General features: G+C 60.7%; 13 protein-coding genes and 1 tRNA gene. 1 reads left to right on the top strand and 13 read right to left on the bottom strand.

The genetic code is table 11. From position 1 onward, the window contains the following. Positions 1–4 precede the first annotated feature (4 nt). From HK107_RS07795 to HK107_RS07750, 10 genes are all read right to left on the bottom strand, one after another. Positions 5–1,336, bottom strand: coding sequence for a type II toxin-antitoxin system HipA family toxin (locus HK107_RS07795; protein WP_173198278.1), 1,332 nt, complete (start codon positions 1,334–1,336; stop codon positions 5–7). Then, complete coding sequence (locus HK107_RS07790) at positions 1,336–1,581, bottom strand: helix-turn-helix domain-containing protein (RefSeq protein ID WP_173198276.1); 246 nt, start codon at positions 1,579–1,581, stop codon at positions 1,336–1,338. Before HK107_RS07790 ends, HK107_RS07795 begins: the two co-directional genes overlap by 1 nt. Positions 1,582–2,074: 493 nt before the next feature. After that, on the bottom strand, positions 2,075–3,337 hold the full coding sequence (locus tag HK107_RS07785; RefSeq protein ID WP_198912331.1) for a tyrosine-type recombinase/integrase: 1,263 nt from the start codon (positions 3,335–3,337) through the stop codon (positions 2,075–2,077). 289 nt (positions 3,338–3,626) lie between these two features. Next, positions 3,627–3,703 (bottom strand) — tRNA-Asp (locus HK107_RS07780). Positions 3,704–3,893: 190 nt separating this feature from the next. Continuing rightward, the gene (locus HK107_RS07775) at positions 3,894–6,764 is read right to left on the bottom strand and encodes a TonB-dependent receptor (protein WP_173198274.1); all 2,871 of its coding nucleotides are present in this window, start codon (positions 6,762–6,764) and stop codon (positions 3,894–3,896) included. Between the two features lie 173 nt (positions 6,765–6,937). Then, positions 6,938–8,452: a glycerol-3-phosphate dehydrogenase gene (gene glpD / locus HK107_RS07770; protein ID WP_173198272.1), complete on the bottom strand. Its 1,515-nt coding sequence runs from the start codon at positions 8,450–8,452 to the stop codon at positions 6,938–6,940. A 75-nt stretch (positions 8,453–8,527) separates the two neighbouring features. After that, on the bottom strand, positions 8,528–9,310 hold the full coding sequence (locus HK107_RS07765) for a DeoR/GlpR family DNA-binding transcription regulator (protein WP_173198269.1): 783 nt from the start codon (positions 9,308–9,310) through the stop codon (positions 8,528–8,530). Further along, positions 9,307–10,389 carry a galactokinase gene (galK, locus tag HK107_RS07760; protein WP_173198267.1) on the bottom strand — a complete coding sequence of 361 codons (1,083 nt, stop codon included), beginning with the start codon at positions 10,387–10,389 and terminating at the stop codon, positions 9,307–9,309. The genes HK107_RS07765 and galK overlap by 4 nt, the downstream gene beginning before the upstream one ends. Beyond that, positions 10,386–11,459, bottom strand: coding sequence for a galactose-1-phosphate uridylyltransferase (locus tag HK107_RS07755; protein ID WP_173198265.1), 1,074 nt, complete (start codon positions 11,457–11,459; stop codon positions 10,386–10,388). Before HK107_RS07755 ends, galK begins: the two co-directional genes overlap by 4 nt. Positions 11,460–11,461: 2 nt before the next feature. Beyond that, positions 11,462–13,615, bottom strand: a complete 2,154-nt coding sequence (locus tag HK107_RS07750; protein WP_173198263.1) for an alpha-galactosidase — start codon at positions 13,613–13,615, stop codon at positions 11,462–11,464. Between the two features lie 137 nt (positions 13,616–13,752). Between HK107_RS07750 and HK107_RS07745 the strand changes: the two genes are divergently transcribed. Then, entirely contained in the window at positions 13,753–15,252 is a 1,500-nt protein-coding gene (locus HK107_RS07745) for an SLC5 family protein (RefSeq protein ID WP_173198261.1), read from the top strand. An 8-nt stretch (positions 15,253–15,260) separates the two neighbouring features. Here the strand turns inward: HK107_RS07745 and HK107_RS07740 are convergent, their stop codons facing one another. Genes HK107_RS07740 through gpmA form a run of 3 tightly spaced genes read right to left on the bottom strand, consistent with a single transcriptional unit; the run spans position 15,261 to position 17,163 of the window. Further along, the gene (locus HK107_RS07740) at positions 15,261–15,542 is read right to left on the bottom strand and encodes a hypothetical protein (RefSeq protein ID WP_173198259.1); all 282 of its coding nucleotides are present in this window, start codon (positions 15,540–15,542) and stop codon (positions 15,261–15,263) included. Continuing rightward, the gene (locus tag HK107_RS07735; RefSeq protein WP_173198257.1) at positions 15,539–16,447 is read right to left on the bottom strand and encodes an alpha/beta fold hydrolase; all 909 of its coding nucleotides are present in this window, start codon (positions 16,445–16,447) and stop codon (positions 15,539–15,541) included. The genes HK107_RS07740 and HK107_RS07735 overlap by 4 nt, the downstream gene beginning before the upstream one ends. Further along, the gene (gpmA, locus tag HK107_RS07730; RefSeq protein ID WP_173198255.1) at positions 16,447–17,163 is read right to left on the bottom strand and encodes a 2,3-diphosphoglycerate-dependent phosphoglycerate mutase; all 717 of its coding nucleotides are present in this window, start codon (positions 17,161–17,163) and stop codon (positions 16,447–16,449) included. The genes HK107_RS07735 and gpmA overlap by 1 nt, the downstream gene beginning before the upstream one ends. Positions 17,164–17,177: the final 14 nt, after the last annotated feature.

Genomic DNA, 17,177 nt, shown 5'->3' with positions numbered 1-17,177 from the left:
TGATTCAGCCATTCAAATACGCTTCGATCTGCTGGGCTCTCGTCGTTGCGGCGGCCACGATAGCCTCTGCCATGGCGGCTGGTACGCGGGCATCCCGTTGAGCTGTCAGGGCTTCCGAGGCCCGTGGAAGCTCGCTCACGACCTCGCCCATCACCGCGTGCAGTGCGTCGATCGGGAAGCCTGCAAGCTTCGCCGTCTGCTCAAAATGGCGCGGCGCAATTTCTGTCACCTTGTACCGTCGCTTGTCGCCGATCGCCATCGCAAGCCGGAACGCGTTGCGCGCTATTTGGCGGCGGTCATGCTGCCACTGGGTCGATAGAATGTCGTAGAGCGGCGTCAGCCTGGAGCGCCCTTGCGGTTCAAGAAACAAGGAAAAATTCTTGGCGTGGCCGTCGGTCGCGCCGATCAGCCAGAACACGATCTGCGCCTTTATGAACGCCCGCCGGTCGGCGTCCGGTTGATCGCTCGATTTCAGGAGGTCAAGGCAGGCTTCGATGCCGGGGCCGCCATCGCTTTCATACTTGCCGGTCGGCAGGATGCCGAGCGCCTGGCACATATCTTCCTGGGGAAGCCGCAAGAGACGGCCTTTGCTGTCGAGGCGGCGATCAAACCGCTCAATGCTGAGGACGCGAAGATCGTCCTCAAGCTCCAGGATTTCGGTCGAGGCCACGTCCAGCCCAAAGGCACGGCAAAGCGCCATGGAGAGGTGCTCGTTCTGCACGCTGTCGGTGAGGTCCACCTCACCATCGGGGGTTTGGACCATCCCTATCTGGGGCTTCAGGATATGGGTGGTCGGGGTGGTGCCGGTCGGCACCATCCACTTGCCTTCATGATAAAGAAGCGCGGTTTTGTTCTGCGCGCCCGCAAGGGAAATGCGGAACGCATCATCGCCGCCACGCATGCCCAGCGGCGCGACACTGAGCGAGCGAATGCGCTCGGTGATCCCTTCTGCGGTTATGGGCTCGCCTTCCGGCGGGCCCGGCGGCGCGGGCGGCATGTCTTCGGGCAGGAACTGAAGCGCGCCGACGCAATCGCGGCCAAGCGCGGCGAGCATCGAGAAGGCATCGGTCCCGTCCGCGCCTACTCTTGCCGCGATCCGTGCCCGGATGCGATCATCGTCGGGAAGCAAATTGTCGAAGACCGCCCTCATAGCGAGGCCGGTAAAGGGCCGATCCACGAGCGGCATGGAGCGCGAGACCGGGATCGCATACTCCCAATCGAGCCACTCCTGGGCGTAGTCGAAGCGCGTTGCGCCATCGGCGGCGCGCGCAAGCCTGCCCACAACGCGTCCGTTCAGCGCGACGGTGAGCACGCCGGATTTGCGTTTCCGGCCCATCAGAACAATTCCTCAAGGCTCGGCGTGGTCTTCCCGTCCCGCGGGCTGAGCGCCATCTCAAGGCCAAGGGCGGTCATGATGTCAAAGATGACCTGAAGCTCGGAGCGCGGCTTGCCGCCCTCGACGGCTGAAATCGTCTGCTGGCGCAGTCCGGCTTTCTCGGCGAGCTGGGTCTGGGTCAGGCCCTGCCGCTTTCGCTCCCGTTGAAGCGCTGCGCCGAGCTGTTGTGGATCGCGTATCGGCATGGTGTTCCTCCACCACTCGATATACGCGATCACGGATAAAAACGCAATATCCGCGTTCGATGATAAAATCGGTTTGTCCGCGCATGCGGATGAGAAGTACATCGCACGCGTCTGATTAGCCCGCGCTAGAGGTGGAGCCCAACCGGTTGTCCGGGCCCTAATCCTCGGGGGAAGTGACCCGGCCCCTTGATCAAAGCCACAAAAATATTTGGTCTTCGAACAATGAAGCCCTGAGCGGGGGGACATCCGTAGCCCTTTCAGCGCCGACAGGCTTTTCATTAGGGTCGGAGAGCCTTCAACGCTTGCCGCACGAACAACGTGGTCCAACGTTTTTCGCAGCAACATATTTCGATCCTAGACGCGCTCGATAAGCTCGCGCTTCTGATCGATGCAGCAGAGTCCCCTCTCACGTCCCCCTATTGGGTGATCGTCGATCGGCTCGAAGACGAGCTCGACGTAGCCAATCAGCGTTCAAATCGCCTGGATCGATATCTCAGGGGCTCTCAACCGACGACTGAGCGTCGACTTCCGCCCGGAAAATTGCCGGATCGAAGGGATGCGCGATCTTGAGGAGCTCCGCGCGACGATAGGCAAGCGATCCGCCGGAGCCATATTCGGGCCGGTTGTTCTTGTGGCCCATGAGTGCACAGCGCAGCCCGTAGTCGAGGCCCCCTTCGAGCATGCGGTCCTCGAAGGCATGCCGGAAGGAGTAGAGGACGTGGTCTTTTGTGGGCAGGAGTTTGCGCGTCTTGAACGCTTTCATCAAATTCGCGGAGACGAGCGTCGATCGATCATAATACCTTGGGAAGCCGTGAGAACACGATGTGATCGCCCGCTCCGCGACACCGACAAGCGGAATTTCTCTTCTTGAGTCGCTGGTCTTCAGCTCCCGGTTCTGTTCGGGCCGGATGAGGATATGGGGAACCTCGCAGTCCAATCGGATATCATCTGCCTGCAGACTGACGATTTCGCTTAGCCGCGCACCAGTTTCGATCAGTAGAAAGAAAATTGTTCTCAGTTCGACGTTCAGACTATCGAACAGGCCGGGCTTGAGGATTCGGTCCCGCACCCAATCGTCGGAGAAGGCTGCCCGCTTCACCTCCGATTTCCCGGCGAAGAAAAAGCCCTTGAACGGATCAACGATGTCCGGCTTTCCGACATACTTGTGGTAACGCAGGTAGAGTGAACGGATATTGCCGATGTGCCGGTTCGCCGTGTTCGGCGTCACAGGCTTCGTCGCCGGATCTTTGGGCCGCAATCGGTCCTGCCACCAGTCCCGATACTCTGTCGCCAGCTCACGCGTGATGGAGCCGAGTGGCACGTCCCCGACCCGCTCGATGAAATAACCGATCGACGTGCGCTTTGTCTTCTCCCATGAGCGCCGCTGAGCGTCCGACTTGTTGAACTGATCATCGAAGGCGATCTTCTCAACGTAGACCTCAAAGGCTTCGCTGACGGTGATAGCTTCAGATGGGTCAGGTGCCGATCCGAGCAGCGCTTCAGCAGTCGAAGGTCTCGGAACGCCGTTAGGTACCGAGGCGTCAATGCGTGCGATGATGTCCTCGACTGGAAGCGCCGCAACCGCCTCCGCCGGTAGGTAGGTGAAACCAAGAGCCATCGAACGAGCGACAGCGGACTGATACCGCAAGCTGACAGCAGCCTGAGCGGCTTTCCTATCCCCGGCCGCGCTCGCGGCAGCGAGGTCCATCGAGGACCAGAATTGCTGGTCGGCTTCGGCTCGGGCGTCCCGCCTCATCTTGGCGATTTCTAAGGACGGCGTGCGCAAGGATATCTGGATCAGGCGCCGGTCATCGAAAGCCCGATAGCGTTTGGGGACCCTCCGCACATAGTGCTAGACCCCACCGCGGGATTTGAGAAATTTCGTTCCGGGTAATGATCGGTTCATCGATTTTGTAGTGCGACCGGTTTGCATTTTGTGGTGCAAAATGTGGTGCAAACAGCGGGAACCCCGCTAGGGCTACAAACGTCACGATCAAAATTCAATGGAATTTCAGATACTTGGACACTTTCCAGATCCTGGAAAGTGGCGCGAGTGACGGGGCTCGAACCCGCGACCTCCGGCGTGACAGGCCGGCACTCTAACCAACTGAGCTACACCCGCGCATGCTCCATATGTCGGAGCGAGAGCCGGGATTAGACATAGGGAGAGGCACCGTCAAGCGGATCATGGATATTTTTCGCGCCTGTTTTCCAGACTTTTCGATCCTCCTCGCCTCTCGCCAAACCCATCAGAAAAAGGCGGGCGCGCCAGAACGCACCCGCCTTCAGGGAGGAACCCGTAGGGAGGACGGTTAGAACTGCGCGCGCAGACCAACCGTGTAGCGGGATCCTGTATCCGAGTAGGTCAGGAACCGGTTCTGGAAGCGCGAGAAGTCTCTCGTATCCGCGCCCAGGACGTTGATGCCTTCGACATAGACCTGGAACTGGTCGGTGATGTCGTAGGCTGCTGAGAAGTCGAGCTGGCCGAACTCCTCACGCTCGCGCGGCTCTTCGAAGTTCGAGCGGCACTGGAACAGGAACTCGTCGCGGTAGTTGTAGGCGACGCGTGCCTGGATGCCGTTCTTCTCGTAGAAGCCGCTGACGTTGAACGAATGCGGCGACAGACCGTTGTAGTCGCAGTCCGCGGCAGCCGACGTCTGGTCACGATCGATGTCGCTCGTCACGTAGGTGTAGTTCGCGGCAGCACCGAGGCCGTCGAACGGCGCAGGCAGCTCGACGAACGCCTTCTGAAGGGCGACTTCGACACCGGAGATCCGGCCACTTTCCGCGTTGCGGGTCCGCGTGTCCTGGAAGTCAACGACAAGGGTCTCATCCGCGGTGCGTCCGCCGTTCCCTGCCGGGAAGACAACCTCGCGCGGGATGGCCACGGTGGCGACTTCGAGGAATTGCTCGAACTCCTTGTGGAACATCGCGACGCCGAAGAACCCGACTTCGTCGAAGTACCACTCGTAGGAGATGTCGATGTTCTGCGCCTCGAAGGCTTCGAGGAACGGGTTACCGCCCGTCGATGTCGGCGCGTTCGATCGGCCACCGAAGGAGTTGTTGACGCCAAGCGACGTCAGCGTCGGCCGGGTCACCGTCTCGGTGTAGGCGAAGCGCAGCTTCGTATCGTCCGTCGGATCGATCGAGAGGTTCACGGACGGAAGGAAGTTGATGTAGTCGTTCTCTACCGACACAGGCGTCGTTGCACCGAAGACCGGGCTGAGCTGGGTGTCGCCGTCACTCTCGCGGAACTCGATGACAGGCTGGTCAAAGCCGCTCGAGACGACATCGGTCTGGGCGATGCGGAAGCCGATATTGGCAGCCCACGGAAGACCATCAAGGTCCCCTTCCCACTCCGAGTTGATATAGAACGAGGTGATCTCTTCCTCGACCGCAAAGCTGGCGCCTGGGTTGAAGGCTGGCTCATAGAAGCCGAAGATCGAGTCGCCCGCCGCATTCCTCCGCGCAATGAGGTCTGCATCGCTGGCCGCACGATCAGCACCCGTCAGGCTGTTGCGGTTCGGATCCATGATCGCTGCATCTGAGTTAAGCGCAGCAAAGGCATCAGCAAACGTGAAGTTGAGGATCTGACCCGGAACGTCGCCCGAACCCGACACGCCATCAAGGAAGCCGTCGAACGAGTAGACCGACAGGATCTCATCAGGTGCGTCGACATTGTACCCGCAATAGGCACAGAAAACCGCTGCGCCCTGGGTTGGCGAGAAGTTGTCGAAGAAGTCCTGTGCCTTCTCACGATCGGTACGCAGAGCACCTGCACCGATGGATTTCAGCGGACCACGGTCAACGTCCCAGATGCCATCGACACGGGCTTCGAAGACCTCGTCTTCTACGGCGAGACGCTGGACGTTCACGAAGTGCAGGCGCTGGATCGATGCGTCCGTGAGACCCGAGAGATTGGTGATCGTCGAGATGCCATCATCATTGGGCAGCTGGATCAGCGGCGACGTTGGCGCCAGGGCACCGATCACCACGAACGGGTTCGTCGCGTCACGGGTGGCGTTCGAGGTCGAAACGTCAAAGTCGACAGTCAGCCTGTCGGTGACTTCCCATTCGAGATTCACGCCGAACTGGTAAGTCTCGGCAAGACGATTATCCGCTGTCAGAACATTGTCGTTCTGGGACAGCCCCACGAGACCCGCAATGTCGGGGTTGCGCATGGCGAAGTCCTGCCCCGGACGGCTGAACGAGACGACTGTTCCGTTCTCATCAAGAATCGGGTCGATGAATGGCGGGCTGAAGAAGCCGGAGAACTGCGTCTGCGTCGACTGAATGTCGAACTCCGTGTAGAGACCATCGATCGTCAGCTCGAGCGTGTCGCTGAGCTTGGCCTGAGCGGCACTGTTGATCGTCAGGCGCTCACGGTCCTGAATGTCGCGGCTATGGACCACCTGCTGCTGGAGGCGTGCGCCGTCAGGCAGGCCGCCAATGTCCGATGCCTGGAGCCCGGAAGACCCCTCGTCAGCGAAGATCGCAGGGTTGCCCGAGCGATCAGCGAAACCGTTCGTGAACGAACTGTCCACCTGAACCTTACGGTCCGAATAGGATGCGCCCACCAGAATACCGAGGGACTTGTCGGAGTTGGACCACGATGCCACGCCAGTGAACTCCGGCCCTGTCTCCTCGCGGAGCGTATCATAGGTACCCGAGACGCCGAGGGTCAGGCTGGGTCCTGCAGGACGATCAAACGGACGAGCCGTCACGATGTTGACGAGCGAGCCGATCCCACCTGATTGCTTGTCCGACGACGAAGTCTTGAAGACTTCTGCACGAGAGATAATGTCCGATGACAGAACATCGAAGGAAAACTCGCGGCCCGGATTATCGGTTGCGATGGTCCGGCCGTTGACCAGAACAGTGTTGAACTCCGGCCCGAGACCGCGAACGGTGATGAACTGACCCTCACCGCCTGAACGGTCGATGGCGACGCCGGTGATGCGCTGCAGCGCTTCGGCGACGTTGGTGTCAGGGAACTTGCCAACATCCTCAGCCGACACCGCATCGACGACGACAGACGCGTTCCTTTTGACCTCACGCGAGGCTTCGAGGCTGCTGCGGATGCCGCGGACGACAATGGTGTCCACGTCGTCCTGCGCGACAGCGATGTTTGAGAAGACTGGGGCGATGGCTGCACCGAGAAGCAGTGCGGTCGTTCGTTTCATGGTTTCCTCCGTAATCCACGCCGAGCCACGGTCTGTGTTCAGGAAAACCCAAACGCCGCTTTCAAGCTCGGTATGGTAAATACTCGTATTCGAACATTTCCTGCTCGTAAACGAAAATATTCGTCGTTCTGCAGCTGGCGAGCAAAACAGGTAGTGGGGAGGATTGCTGTGCCTTAGGCGGCTACGGTGTAATCGCCTGTTTCAGAACGAATAAACTGGCCAACGGCTTCGATCTGTTCAGCAGACATGATCTGCCCAAGCTTGCTTCGCCGCCAGAGGACATCGTCAGCTGAAAGCGCCCATTCCTCGCGAATCAGGTAGCGAAGTTCATTCTCAAACAGCCCGTGTCCGAAATCACGGCCGAGCTCTTCGAGACTGGACGCGTCGCCGAGGACGGCCGGGAGCCGGTCGCCATAGGCCGAGACCATCCGTTCGAAGACCGCCTCGGGCAGGAAACCGAACCGCTCGCGCAAGCTTGCCCGCGCTGCCGGCCATGCGGCAAAATCAGCCTCGCCGCCCGGCAGGCTCTCCGAGCGGGTCCATGCCTTGTCGTCAGCAGACGGAAGCCAGGGCACCAGCTTGTCCACCGCATGCTCAGCAAGCTTCCGGTAGGTCGTCAGCTTACCGCCATAGATGGAGAGGAATGGTGCACCGTTCTCACTGTCGATATCGAACGCATAGTCTCGCGTCACCGCCGAAGCCTCGGCATTGTCGAGCTCGTCGTAAAGTGGCCTGACGCCGGAGAATGACCCGATCACTTGATCGCGCGTCACGGGCTTCCGCATATATTCGCTCACTGAATCAAGGAGATAATTCGTCTCCTCCTCCGAAATCTCAGCGCTCGCAGGATCGCCCTCATAGGGCTCGTCTGTCGTCCCGATCAGGGTCGTCCCGTTGACATAAGGGATCGCAAAGACGATCCGGCCGTCAGTGTTCTGAAAGATATAGGCACGATCATGCGCGTAGAGAGCTTTCGTGATGATATGGCTGCCCTTGACGAGGCGCAGCTTCTTCCTTGGAGCGACATCCTCAACATCATCGAACAGGCTCGTCACCCAGGGTCCCGCCGCGTTGACCAGCGTCTTGGCTGCGACGGTCTCCTCCTCGCCAGCAGCGTTGCGCATACTGACGTGCCACAGTTCGCCATCGCGACGGGCGCCAATGCAACGGGTCCGTGTGCGGATCTCGGCGCCACGCTCGCGGGCATCGATCGCATTGAGGACGACAAGCCGCGAGTCATCGGTCCGGCAATCGGTATATTCGAAACCGAACTCGAACTCCGGGTCCAAAGGCTCGCCATAAACCGACTGCTTCAGATCGCGGCGGACTGTCCCCGGCAGGGCCCGCCTGCCCCCGATGTTATCGTAGAGGAATAACCCAAAGCGAAGCATCCAGCCTGGGCGCAAACCCTTGTGATGCGGGAGGATGAAGCGCAGCGGAGAGATCAGATGCGGCGCAGCGTTCAGCAGCACCTCGCGCTCGATCAGCGACTCGCGCACCAGCCTGAACTCACGATGTTCAAGATAGCGCAGACCCCCGTGGATCAGCTTCGTGCTCCACGACGATGTATGGCTGGCGAGATCATCTTTTTCGCAAAGAAGAACAGAAAGCCCGCGGCCCGCCGCGTCCCTGGCGATGCCGACACCGTTGATGCCGCCACCTACGACAAGAAGGTCAACCGTCCGCATTTTGCACCTCGATGTTCACTTGCGAACATCGCAGATCGGACGTGAAAATCAAGTGGGAGAAGGCAGCAGAACCCGTCATGGATGGACCACCCGCACGCCCGCCTCTCTCAGGGCGGGCAGGAACTCGTCAGGCGGCGGGCAGTCGGTGACGAGAATATCGACCAAGTCGAGACCACCAACCTTCGCCATCGCCGCACGACCGAACTTGTTGTGGTCAGCGACGAGGATGACCTGGCGCGCATTCTCGATGATCGCCTGAGCCGCACGGACTTCGCGATAGTCAAAGTCCAGGAGCGCACCATCCCGGTCGATGCCGCTGATCCCGATGATCCCGAAATCAAGCCGGAACCCTTGGAGAAACTCGATCGCCGCCTCGCCGACGATGCCACCATCCCCGGTTCTGACGCGGCCACCTGCGACCATCACTTCGAAACCGTCCTGATCCGACAACGTCCCGGCCACGTGGAGGCTATTCGTCACGACGGAGAGCTGGCGATGATCCTGAAGCGCCGCTGCGACAGCTTCAGTGGTCGTGCCGATGTTCAGGAACAGTGACGCGCGGTTGGGGACAATCTCCGCCACGAGAGCGCCGATCTTCTCCTTCGCATCTGAAAACGAGGCCCGCCGATCGGTATAGTCCTCGTTCTCAATGCTGCTGGGCAGGCCAACCCCGCCGTGGAATCTCGCGAGATGCCCGGCGTCGCAAAGCGCATTGACGTCGCGCCGGATCGTCTGGGTCGTCACCGAATAGAGGCTGGCAAGCTCGGCGACCGTCGCAAACCCGGTCTTCTCGACAAGCTGCTTGATCGCGCTTTGGCGATCCGAGAGCTGAAGGTCAGTATCTTGATCGGTTGTCATGCGCTCACTCCACCATCGACCACGAACGCCGCTGACTGCTGGCTGAGGACTTCGGCCACCAAAGCCTCCGCTTTGTCCGGCTCGACCAGAGCCACAACGCATCCGCCGAAACCGCCGCCCGTCAGGCGGGCGCCCAATGCGCCAGCCTTCCAGCAGGTTTCGACAACGGCATCGACTCCGGGCACGGACATCTCGAAATCATCCCGCATGGATGCGTGGCTCTCGTTCATCAAAGTACCAAAGGTTGTCATGTCCGCTGAAGACATCGCCGCTGCGGCGTCCACGACCCGCTTGTGTTCCGTGATGCAGTGGACCGTACGTCGACGGACGGCATCGCTAAGCCCCTCGGCGGCCTTCACCTTTTCAAGCTCCAGGTGGCAGAGGTCGTCCGTCCCGAAGAAGGCTTTGGCGACGTCGCACTCCTCTTTCCGCTCCTTGTACCGACCATCGGCCAGTTCGCGGTAAACGCCGGTATGGATCGTGATGAAGCGGTGGCTCTTGGGGAGAGGGATGGTCTCGAACTCAAGGCTGCGCGTGTCGAGGAACAGGGCCTGCCCCGGCCGCGGCACGGCGACAGCCATCTGGTCCATGATCCCGCAGGGCATGCCGATCAGCTCATTCTCCACACGCCGCGCTAGCCGAGCGATATCGACATCGCTTTCGCTGCGACCAGCCTGATCCCGCAGGGCACGGAGGGTCGCAACGCAAAGCGCAGCGGATGAAGAAAGCCCCGATCCATGATCAAGGTCCGACATGATCGCGATCTCGAGCCCGCCTTCCCACCAGCCAAGCTCCCGCGCGAGCTCAGCGGAGAAATAGGCGTACCGCGCCCATCCACCTTCAGGCCGCTCCCCATGCCCGAAGACCGCAGGCGTCTCGAACCGATCAGACCGTATGCGGACTTTCTCTGCGTCGATCCGGCGGAGGGCAAGATCGATCCCCTTGTTCAGGGCAAAGGGAAGAACCGCGCCGCCATTATAGTCCAAATGCTCACCGATCAGGTTGACCCGACCGGGGTTCCTGACCGCGATGTCCGGTAGAACGCCGAAGCTCTGTTGAAAGAACGAAGTGATGCTCATTGGTCTCTCAGTGTACGTGCAGCGGTTTCCGGCATGACGTCGACGGTGAAGACGCCCGTCCCCTGCTCCACCGACGCCAGGAACTTGACCCGGCCCGGGGCCCGCAGGATGGGATAAAACTGCGCTGTGAAGTGGAAGCTGTCCTCTGAGCCCACCGGGCTCGCATGAAGGGTCAGCATATAGGCCGTGTCCCGTCCGAAGAACGTATCGTAGCGGCGTGTCATGTCGCCGAGCAGGGCTGCGAACCCGTCCGCCTCCTCCTCGGAGAAGTCCCACGGCCCAGCAACACGCCGGCGGCTTGTGACCCAGGTCTCATAAGGAAACCGGGCGAAGGGCGGGCAGAAGGCTGCGACGTTTCCCGCCTCAGCAACCACATAGTCCGACCACGTAGGAAGCGACGTCTCTAGAGAGAAGCCATCAGCATACGCCTCCGCCATCAGCTGGTGCACATGGGGCACCTTCCCGAAGGCGTAGATCTGTCCGTGGGGATGGTGAAGCGTCACGCCAACTTCCTCGCCACGGCTTTCGAAGGGCATGACGAACCGGCAGCCTTCGCTGAACAGCGCCTCGTACCGATCCACCCACGCTGCCAGCAAAAGTCGCCGGCGGTCCTGCCCTACCGAATGAAGATCGCCTGTCTGATCCGCGGTATAGACCACGACATCACATGCGCCGAACGCCCGGTCCGTCTCCGTAGACGGAGGGGTCGTGGGAGCAGGCGCTTCGGGGTGAAGGCTGGTGAACTTGTTGCCGAAAACGGCGACCTCGAAATCCTCGAACGGGATCTCCGTGGCCGCCCCTCCTGGCTTCGTCGGCGCGAGGGGATCGTCAGCGGCGCTGGGTTTGAACGTCCGGTTCTGGCGATGCGCAGCGTAGACATTCCACTCGCGCCGGAACGGATGCCAGCGCAGCTCGCCACCCTTCGCGACGTCATCATCCATCTCGGCAACCACGGGAAGCTCATGCGCGCTGTACCCATAAAGCCTGAGGTCGCGCCCATCCGCCTTGATGTGATGACGGCGGAACACGGACTGTCCGCCCACCTCAGCAATGATGTCGTTCTGAGCCATGACTATGCCTCCCCGTCACTGACCGCGGAAAGGTGATAGATCACAGCCGTCTGCGGAAAGTTCGCAGGAAGCTGGATACCAAAATTCATCAAGGCCGCACCCTGAAAAACCGAACCCTCACCCAATAGGTCCCCCGCCTCCACCACCGATGGCGACGTCAGCGAAAGGCTGCTCTGTGGCCAGACAATCCGCGTGCGGTAGCGTCTGTCAGGGTCAAGCCCCGCGACTCTCAAGCGCTGCGGGTGAGTGAACGGATCACGCTCCATCTTCACCGATGAAACAAGCGCCTCACCCTTGTCCTCCGACACCACAGCCTGCGCGATGTACCAGGGGTCAGTCTCCAGCCTGTGCTGCCGCCCCGCATGGAGGAGCCCGCGATGCTCCTTGTAGAGCGCAATCCCCGCCTTCAGGACCTCAAGATCCTGCCGTTCTTCAGTACGAAGATCGACCTCCATTCCCATATGCCCAAAAATCGCCGTCGCGACACGCAGCTCCATCTGCAGGGTTCGGCCAGTGATATGACAGACCTTAGGCCCCACATGGCTGCCAAGCACCCGAAGCGGAAAGAAGTGGCTCGCACCACGCTGGATTTGCTGCCGCTCCAGCGCATCGTTGTTGTCCGAAGTCCAAAGCCGGTCGGTGCGTTTCAGGATCGCATAATCCGTACGCGCCCCACCAGACGAACAACTCTCAATCTCAAGATCGGGATGAGCCTCCCGCAGCCGGTCAATCAGCGCATAGAGCGCCCTCGTCTGGCGGTGCATGGAAGCCCTGCCGCCGTCATGACCCGGATGGTGCGTGTCCCGGTTCATGTCCCACTTGATATAGCTAACGCTCAGCTCCCGGACGATCTTCTCGATCGCCGTGAAGAGATAGTCCGACACCTCGCGCTTTGAAAGGTCAAGCGTCAACTGGTTCCGGAAAGGCACGTCCTCAACATCGCGAGCGGTCAGAACCCAGTCTGGATGCAATCGATACAAGTCACTGTCTGGATTGACCATTTCCGGCTCGAACCAGATCCCGAATTCCATCCCCAGGTCACGCACCCTGTCGGCAATAGCGGTCAGGCCATCCGTGTACACCTCTTCCGAGATCCACCAGTCACCAAGACCAGCCTGATCATTCCGCCGCGATCCGAACCAGCCATCATCGAGAACAAAGCGTTCAGCACCAACCTCGGCAGCGCTCTCGGCCAGCGCCAGCAGCTGCTCAGGCGAATGGTCGAAATAGACCGCTTCCCAAGTGTTGTAGTGAACCGGACGCACCTTCTCCGACGCACGCGGATCAAGGATCTCGCTCCTGAGATGGCGCTGCATCGCATGGCTCAAGGCCCCAAGCCCCTCACCCGACCAAACCGCCACCACCGAAGGCGCCTCGTAGCGCTCACCGGGCTTCAAGACCATCTCGCCGGGGAAGAGTAGCTCGCCCAGTTGGGCATAGGTCCGCCCGTCTGGCTGCCGGTCAATCCGCATACGGCTGTTACCGCTCCAGGCCAGATGAAAGGCCGCGCAGGCGCCAGACGTTTCATCGGTGGAAGAGGTTTTCGCAATGAACGCCGGGAAGTTCTCGTGGCTCGTCCGCCCGGCTCGGTTCTCGCGGACGAAGCTCCCACGGTAGAGATCGATCTCTTCGGTCTGGAACTCCCCGGACCAACGGCCACCAAAACTCAAAGCGCTGTTCATCTGCCCATCAAGCGGCATCGTCAGCGTTGCACACTGATCGAGCATCAGCTCTTCGGCACCAAGATTTTCAAGCTCGACCGCAACCGAGAGAACGCCAGTCTTCTCCGCAATCGAAAACGTGGCCCGATGGCGAAGGGTCCGGCGCTCGTCTTCCGTCGAGACGATCAGAGCACCATCCCGCTGTTCCACCGACACGGTCTTCAGGAGGAACGCCCAGTCGTCACCGCCACGATGCAGCGTCAGGCCAGGAGGAAAGCCCGTTCCCTGCCCTGCTTCATGGGCCAGCGACGGCTCAACGCTCCGGCCCGGACCGCCATGCACCACCTGCCTGAAGCCCAGGACCTCAAGCTCGTTGAGATCGGTGCTTCCAAGGCTCGCGCCCCAGTGTAGAATCCGCGGAACCTCTCCAGTGGCGGCACTGATGACCAGCTGGCTGCCCTGCGCCTCGAGGGAGAAAAGGGCTGACGCGCCCATGTCTTACCGCCTTTCTGCACATCAGGCGCCCAGCCTTTCTTGTGCGAATGTTCGGTTTCCTATTATACGAGGTTCGAAAATGAAAATAGCCTCAACGGCAAAAAGCGGCAGTCAAGCCGCGCGGCAGGAGAGAAACGTTGGAAGTTGAAGGATTTGCCCTCGATCCGATCCAGATCGGTGTGTTTTTCGGGCTGACAGCTCTCATCGGCGGCCTCACCTGGTGGCAGTGCAGCGGCGGCAGGGCGCGCGGCAATGCCGAGGACAAGAACTCCGCCCACGACTATTTTCTCGCAGGGAACGGCCTGCCCTGGTTCTTCGTCGCCGGGTCCATCACCCTGACGAACCTTTCGACGGACCAGCTTGTCGGCATGAACGGCAACCAGATGCTGCTCTTGGCATGGTGGGAGCTGGCGGCGGTCGCGGGCCTCTTCATCCTCGCCTTCGTCTTCATTCCCGTCTACTACCGGAACAATTGTACGACGACGACGGAGCTTCTGGAGCGGCGCTACAACAACCCGCACATCCGTGCGCTCATCTCCATCATCTTCATGGCAGGCAGCCTGCTGATCTTCCTCCCTGCCGCGCTCTATGGCGGGTCTCTCTTCATGCAAACCATGTTCAAGGTGGATATCCCCCTCATGGTCATCGCCTTCTTCTTTGCAACGCTCGGCGCAGCGTATGCCATACTTGGCGGCCTTCGGGCCGTCGCGGTCTCCGACACGTTCAGCGGCGTGGGCCTCCTGACCCTTGCGCTGCTCGTCGTGTTCCTGTCGCTCAAGGCTGTGGACTTCGACATCGTCACAGACGTTCCGATGGAGCGGCTTTCCATGATCGGTGCTGATGGCTCGCCCATTCCGTGGCACACGCTTTTCACAGGGATGATCCTGATCCAGATCTATTATTGGTCGACCAATCAAACGATTACGCAGCGCGCCATGGCAGCTCCGACCGTACGCGAAGCGCAAAAGGGCATCCTCGCAGCAGCAGGCATCCGCCTGCTGATTGTCCCGGTCATCGTCGTGGTGCCAGGCGTCGTCGCCTTCAAGCTCTACGGCGATATCAATGATGCAGCCTTCGGCACCCTCGTCGGCGACATCCTGCCCGGCTACCTTTCAGGCGCGTTCGCAGCGATGATGGCAGCCGCCGTATTGACCACGTTCAACTCGCTCCTGAACTCCGTGGCAGCCCTCTATGTCGTCGACATCCACCAGCGCTACTTCCAGCCGAACGCGAACGTCCCGCGGGTTGCGACGATCTTCTCACTGATCATGACCTTCGCAGCCCTCGCTCTCGTCCCAGTGTTCCAGAACGCCGAGAGCCTCATCAATCTCCTGCAGGAGCTTTACGGCCTCGGGTCCATGCCGGTTCTCTCGGCATTCGTCCTTGCCCTGATGTTCAACAATGTGGACTACCGCGCAGCGATGGCGGGCGTGGTGTTCGGCGTGGCCTTCTATGGCCTCTACACCTTCTACCTGTCGCCAGAGGGCATCGTCACGATGCACTTCATCCACTTCATGGCGATCACGTTCTTCGCAACGCTGGCCTTCGCGCTGGCCGTCAACCGCGTGGCCTTCGGCAAGACCGCCACGCTCAGGATCGGCAAACACGAAGGGGAAGCCGCAGCGCCGGCGGAGTAGGCAAGCCTTCAGGCCTCGCCGCCGGCCTTCTTCTCCCTGGCCTTCGCCTCGCGCAGCTCAGCCAGCGCGAGGAGGGTCAGGGTGGGGATGAAGCCGTCGATCTGGTCGGTCACATCGACCATTTCGAAGGCCTGGACGAAGCCCTTCCAGCCGAACATGGCGACCCCTGCCGCCGTCAGGACGGCGTCGAACAGCGTCCCAAAGCCAATGACCCTGCCGATGACAAAGTCGGCAACGTCAAGGATCACGGCGATCACCAACTTGATCTTTGCAGCGCGGACTGAACTCATGGGTGGGCCTCCAGGAAACGGCGCAGATGGCCGATGAAATCCTCAAACCGGTCGTGATGCAACCAGTGACCTGCATCTTCGAAAGAGATGAGCTCAGCTCCTGGTAGCTGATCCATCCGCCCGTCCTCAGCCGGGTTCGTCGCCCAGCTCTTATCTCCATACATGACCAGTATCGGTGCCCCGATCGACGCGTAGACGGGCATGTACTCAGCAGGCGGAATTGGCCGTGGCGGCCAGACTCCGAGAAGCGGGTCCGGCTTCCAGACGAAACTCTCCCCCTCCTCGCGCATATTGTGCCGCGCAAGGTGCCGGACCATCTCTTCGGGAAGATCGGGATGGATGGAGCGCAGCCGTCGCGCACCGACATCGACGCTCGCAACCTGCCGCGCCTGCTTGCTGGCCAGAGCCGTCACGCCTTTCAGATACTCCGCCATTCGCTCGTGGGTTGGCGTCTTCATCCGATCATCAAGGCTCGACTGCGAAAAGCCGAGCCCCTCGATAGCCGTCAGTGAACGGACCAGCCCCGGCTGCGCTGCAGCATGATGCAGGACGATGTTCCCGCCCAAGGAATGTCCGACAAAATGAAACGGCGGAGCGAACCCCATCCCCTTCAGATGCTCCACCACGAAGGCCATGTCGGTGACATAGTCCATCGTGTCATAGCCCCGCGAGGGGGACCAATCGCTATCGCCATGCCCGCGCAGGTCAGGCACAGCAACGCAGTAGTGATCCAGCAGCCGCGCCACCGTCCAGTCCCAGCTCCGCCCGTGGTCCTTGCCGCCATGCTGCAGGATCACGAGAGGCTTCGACCGGTCACCCCAGATACGGAGCTTAAGGGAAAAGCTCCTGATACGGACCTCCTCCTCATGGAGAAGCCCCTCGTCAGGAAGCTGCGGGGCTTCCATCAAAAGCCGCTGGGCAGCTCAGTCGCGCGCTCTTCGTCGAGATAGCGCGCAGAGGTCGGCTTGAGATTGTCATCGAGCTCGATCAGCAGCGGGTTGCCCGTCGGGATTTCGACCTGCGTGATCTCGTCGTCGCTGACGTCAAACAGCAGCTTCACCAGTGCACGGAGCGAATTGCCATGCGCTGCGATGATAAAGCTCTGTCCCTGCCGCACGGCGGGAGCAATAGCTTCGTTCCAATAGGGCTCCACCCGGTCGAGACACAGCTTCAGGCTCTCCGTCTTCGGAACATCAATGCCGCGGTAGCGGCGGTCGTTGAGCGACGGAAACTCCGAGCTGTCCTCGAGGACCGGCGGCGGCGTGTCATAGCTGCGGCGCCAGATGTGGACCTGCTCGTCGCCATGCTTATCGCGCGTCTCTTGCTTGTTAAGGCCCGTGAGGCCGCCATAGTGCCGCTCGTTCAGGCGCCAGTCCTTGATCACCGGCAGCCAGCTCTCACCCATCTCTTCGAGCGCAAAATTCAGGGTGCGGATCGCCCGCGTCTGAACCGATGTGAAACAGCCATCAAACGCCACGCCCGCTTCTTTCAGGAGCTGCCCAGACTTCTTCGCCTCGGCCTCGCCCTTCTCGGTCAGGTTGACGTCCACCCAGCCGGTAAAGCGGTTCTCGAGATTCCACTGCGACTGTCCGTGGCGCAGGAAGGCAAGCGTGCGGGGCATGGCGATGATCCTCG

It is taken from the genome of Parvularcula mediterranea (assembly GCF_013085255.1).
In the GTDB taxonomy this organism is placed as follows: Bacteria; Pseudomonadota; Alphaproteobacteria; order Caulobacterales; family Parvularculaceae; genus Parvularcula; species Parvularcula mediterranea.
This window is presented reverse-complemented; position numbering and strand designations above follow the sequence as displayed.